This is a genomic window from Candidatus Schekmanbacteria bacterium (genome assembly GCA_003695725.1).
Classification (GTDB): Bacteria; Schekmanbacteria; GWA2-38-11; order GWA2-38-11; family J061; genus J061.
Window position 1 is genome coordinate 1 of the sequence record RFHX01000373.1, and the last position, 4,735, is coordinate 4,735.

The 4,735-nt window shown below is 37.3% G+C and carries 4 protein-coding genes; all 4 read left to right on the top strand.

All coding sequences use genetic code 11. The annotated features are described in order from the left end of the window. On the top strand, positions 1-1,584 hold a 1,584-nt coding region (locus D6734_13385; protein ID RMF91945.1), incomplete at its 5' end, for a tetratricopeptide repeat protein. A gap of 205 nt (positions 1,585-1,789) precedes the next feature. Further along, complete coding sequence (locus tag D6734_13390; protein ID RMF91946.1) at positions 1,790-3,526, top strand: aldehyde ferredoxin oxidoreductase; 1,737 nt, start codon at positions 1,790-1,792, stop codon at positions 3,524-3,526. A gap of 76 nt (positions 3,527-3,602) precedes the next feature. After that, entirely contained in the window at positions 3,603-3,845 is a 243-nt protein-coding gene (locus D6734_13395) for a MoaD/ThiS family protein (GenBank protein RMF91947.1), read from the top strand. 185 nt (positions 3,846-4,030) lie between these two features. After that, positions 4,031-4,657: a cyclase family protein gene (locus tag D6734_13400; GenBank protein ID RMF91948.1), complete on the top strand. Its 627-nt coding sequence runs from the start codon at positions 4,031-4,033 to the stop codon at positions 4,655-4,657. Positions 4,658-4,735: the final 78 nt, after the last annotated feature.

The following is a 4,735-nucleotide window of genomic DNA, read 5'->3' on the forward strand; positions in this document are numbered from 1 at the left end:
AACTTAAACATTGACCATGTCTATCTGCTTATCAATTCCTTCTTGGATGCTAAATTTATTTTTGGAATTTCAGTTTGGATTATTCTACTACTTGCTGTTTTGTTAACGTTTCGCAGGCAAAGAATATTATCATTTTCTATTCTATGGTTTTTAATTACGATTTCTCCACATTTACTGATTCGACTCAAAGATCTTATGGCTGAGCGCTGGATGTATTTACCCCTTTGCGCATTAAGTTTTTTCTTTTCTGCAATAATAATCTCGCTTTATAAGTTTAAGTATAGAAAGATCTCAATGAGTTTATTTTATTTAATGATTCTTCTATTAATTTTTGGAACTATTGATCGCAATAAAATATATGGAAGTGTAACTTCCATTTGGGCAGATACGGTAAATAAATCTCCTGACAAAGAACGCCCTCACAATAATCTTGGTGTTGGTTATCTCAATGAAGGGTTAAATGAAAAAGCAATGGAAGAGTTTCAATTTGCTTTAAAGATCAACCCAGATTTTTCAGATGCTCATGGCAACCTGGCGTTAGTATATAGAAAAAAAGGGCTTATTGATAAAGCGATAGATGAATGTAAACTTGCAATAAAATATGATCCTTATTCTTTTGAAACATATAATAATCTTGGGAATTTATATATTGATAAAGGGGATGTCGATCAAGCAATAGCAGAGTATCAAAATGTACTTAAAGAAAATGTTAATTACCCTGATGTGCATAATAACCTCGGAATTGCCTATCAAATAAAAGGTTATTTTGAAGAGGCAGAAAATCAATTCAAAACTGCAATAAAAATAAATCCGGATTTTTTCGATGCCCATTATAATTTAGGTGTTGCATATCATATGAAGGGGTTAGTTGATCAGGCGTTTGAACAATATCAATATGCCTTAAAAATTAATCCCGAATTTCCGGATGTTTACAATAATTTGGGGCTTATTTATATAGAAAAGGGGATGGTAGATTTGGCAATCGAATGTTTCAAAAAAGGCATTGTCCTTAACCCTCAATCCGTAGATGCATACACGAATTTAAATCTTGCATATCACAACAGTATTTTAATTAATAAGGCAATAGAGCGTTATAAGATTGCTTTAAAACTTAATCCAAGTATTGCAGATATAAATAATAATTTAGGAGTCTCATATCAAATGAAGGGAATGACAGACGAAGCAATAGAGAAATATAAAACAGCAATCAAGATAAAGCCTAACTTTCCGGATGCATATAATAATTTGGGCATTGCTTTTCTGACAAAAGGGTTAATGGATAAAGCTATAGAGCAGTACAATTTGGCTATTAGGTTCAAGCCGGATTACTATGAAGCATATAATAATCTTGCTTATGCATATCAGGTTAAGGGGCTAATGAAGAAAGCAATCAATTGTTATGAGAAGGCATTGACGATTAATCCAAATTCTTATGAAGCGCATAATAATTTAGGCTATGTCTATCAGTCTATGGGGTTACTTAAAGAAGCTATAGAGCATTATAGCACTGCTCTAAAACTTAATTCAAATCTATCAGGACTTAAGAAAACTATAAAAGAACTTGCCGCTGTCACGAGTTCGTGACGATATTAGGTGTCCCTTTCGGACAAGATACAGCCGAAGCAAACGGATATTTCTACTTTGCCTTGACAACATTAAGAAATATCTTGACGCCTTATGGCTTTTCTATTATTTAATATCGAGTATTCATTCGATAATTTTGTGCTTTTTGAAAATAAACTAAAGGATTTGCTCTGTTTTATATACACTAAATTGAAGGGGGATTATTATGGATAGAATTATTAGAGTTAATGTCGGCACTTTAGAAGTAAAAGAAGAAAAATGCCCTGAGAAGTATCAGATGCTGGGAGGCAGAAGTTTAACATCGAGGATTGTGGCAGATGAAGTTCCTCCTACATGCAACCCGCTTGGTCCAATGAATAAGCTGATAGCCGCTCCCGGCGTTTTGAGCGGCACTGCCGCCGCATGCTCAGGCAGAATGTCTTTTGGCGGTAAGAGCCCTCTTACAGGGACAATCAAGGAATCGAATGTTGGAGGTACGGCAAGCCAGAAACTTGCGCGAAACAATGTAAAGGCAATTATAATTGAAGGCGAACCGAAAGATGACAAATTTCGTGTTCTCGTTGTTACGAAGGATAAAGCAGAGCTTGTAGATGCCGGTGATTTGGCAGGTAAAGGAACTTATGAGACTGTTGCAAAACTTCAGGCACAGTATAACAAAGCTGGAATAATCAGCATAGGTCCTGCAGGTGAAGAGAAGATGGCTAATGCCGGAATTTCAGTATCAGACCCTGAGGGAGGTTCTGGTAGATATGCAGGAAGAGGGGGCCTTGGCGCTGTAATGGGTTCAAAAAAGATTAAAGCAATAGTTGCTGATGATACAGGCGCAGATAAGGTCCCAATAAAAGATGAAGAGAAGTTCAAAGAAGCCGCAAAGACATTCAGTCAAGTCCTTCTTAAACATCCTGTAACTGGTGAAGCGCTTCCTAATTATGGCACAGCTGTCTTAGTGAACATACTCAATGAAGCAGGCGGTTTTCCAACAAAGAATTTTAGAAGAGGAAGGTTTGAAAAAGCGGCAGATATAAGCGGAGAAAAAATTGCAGAAATTTGCAAAGAACGCGGCGGTGAAGGCAAAGCAACTCATGTATGCCATCCCGGATGTGTAATCAGATGTTCAAATATCTATCCTGATAAGAATGGGAAATCCTTTTGTGCTCCAATTGAGTATGAAACGGCATGGTCTCTCGGAGGAAACCTCGAGGTTGACAATCTTGACGATGTAGCGACAATGAATAGACTTTGCAATGATATAGGGCTTGACACAATCGAAGCAGGTGTAACTCTTGCAGTGGCAGCGGAGGCAGGATTAGCAGAATTCGGTAATGGTGCATCATTTATTAAGCTTTTAGAAGAAGTTGGCAAAAAAACACCTCTTGGTCGGATAATTGGTCAAGGTGCAGCAGTTACTGGCAGAGTTTTTGGTGTTACAAGGGTGCCTGTAGTAAAGGGACAGGGTTTGCCTGCATACGACCCGCGTTCTGTCAAGGGAATCGGTGTGACATATGCAACAAGCACAATGGGAGCAGACCATACTTCAGGTTATGCGGTATGTCAGAATATCCTTAAAGTTGGCGGTGATATAGATCCTCTAAAAACAGATGGACAGATTGAATGTTCGAGAGATATGCAGATAGCAACTGCGGCTGTTGATGCTACAGGGCTTTGCCTCTTTGTGGCTATTGCGTGCCTTGATGATGAAAGGGGCTTGCCTGCAATTGCAGATATGATTAATGCCCAATATGGATGTTCGGCAACCGTTGATGATTTAATTGAAATGGGGAAAGAAGTAATAAGAATAGAGCGCAAATTTAATGAAGCGGCTGGATTCAACAATAATGACGACAGACTGCCTGAATTTTTTGACCTCGAAGAATGTCCGCCTCATAATGTAAAGTTTGGAATCAGTCCGGAAGAGCTTGACAAGGTTTGGGCTGATATTTAATTTGTAATAAAGAGATACCTGCCGCTCGAATCAAGGGCGGCAGGTCCTATTTTCATAAGATTATGGAGCAGGATATATGCCGGAAATTGAAGTGAGAGTTTATGCGACACTTCAAAAATATGTGCCGAAACAGGACCTGAAGACAGGCAATAAGATGTCGATTGACGGAAATACTACCATAAAGTCCTTGCTTGATAATCTTGGAATACCTGTTGAGGAGACAAAAATAATTATAGTAAATGGTGTTCATGCCGAGCTTGACACAGTCCTTAAAGATGGTGATAGAGTAGCCATCTTTCCTCCTGTTGCAGGCGGGTGATTTTTTCTTTCAATTCTTTATTCGTATGACCTGAATACCTTTCAAAATTCATTCTCTTTCAAATAAATTGACATTTCTCTTCTGTGAAAGTTAAAAATAATTATTGGATATTTTTCATTTTTTTCCGGTAGATTAGAACGACCTTTTTTGTGTGTTTTTAAACGATATGCAAAGGGAGAGAAGAAATGAAAATCTATGACATTTCACTTCCTATAAGAGAAAAAATGATTGGTTGGCCAACTGACCCGAAAGTTAAAATGCGATTTAAAAACAAAATAGACAAGGGAGATGTATGCAATCTAACAAAAGTAATAATGAGCGCGCATTCAGGCACACATATCGATGCGCCTTATCATTTCATAAATGATGGGAAAACTGTTGAAAAGCTTGAACTCGATTGTTTTTATGGAGATGCGGCTGTATATGAGCTCGATTGTGAAAAGCAGATTAATGTAAAGGATTTGAAAAGATTTAAAATTAGTGGTGAAAAAAGAGTGCTCTTTAAAACGAGAAATTCAAAATTATGGAGAAAAAAACATTTTGATAAAAGATATGTTTTTTTTACGGGAAAATCAGCTCAATATCTTGTAGATTGCGGCGTCAAGCTCGTGGGGATTGATTATTTGTCAGTAGAGCAATTTGGAAATGAAAAACATCCTGCCCATGATGTATTTTTATCGAATGAGATAGTTCTTCTTGAAGGACTGAATCTAACAGGAATATCTCCCGGCAAATATATCCTTTCTGCATTTCCATTGAATTTCGAAGGGAGAGAGGGCGCTCCTGTGCGTGCTGTTTTGATAGAGAAATAGTTTTTTGAATAAAATAGGGAGGAATTATAAATGGGCATAGTAAAATTGACTGAAGAAATGAAAAGAGAGCTAATGGAT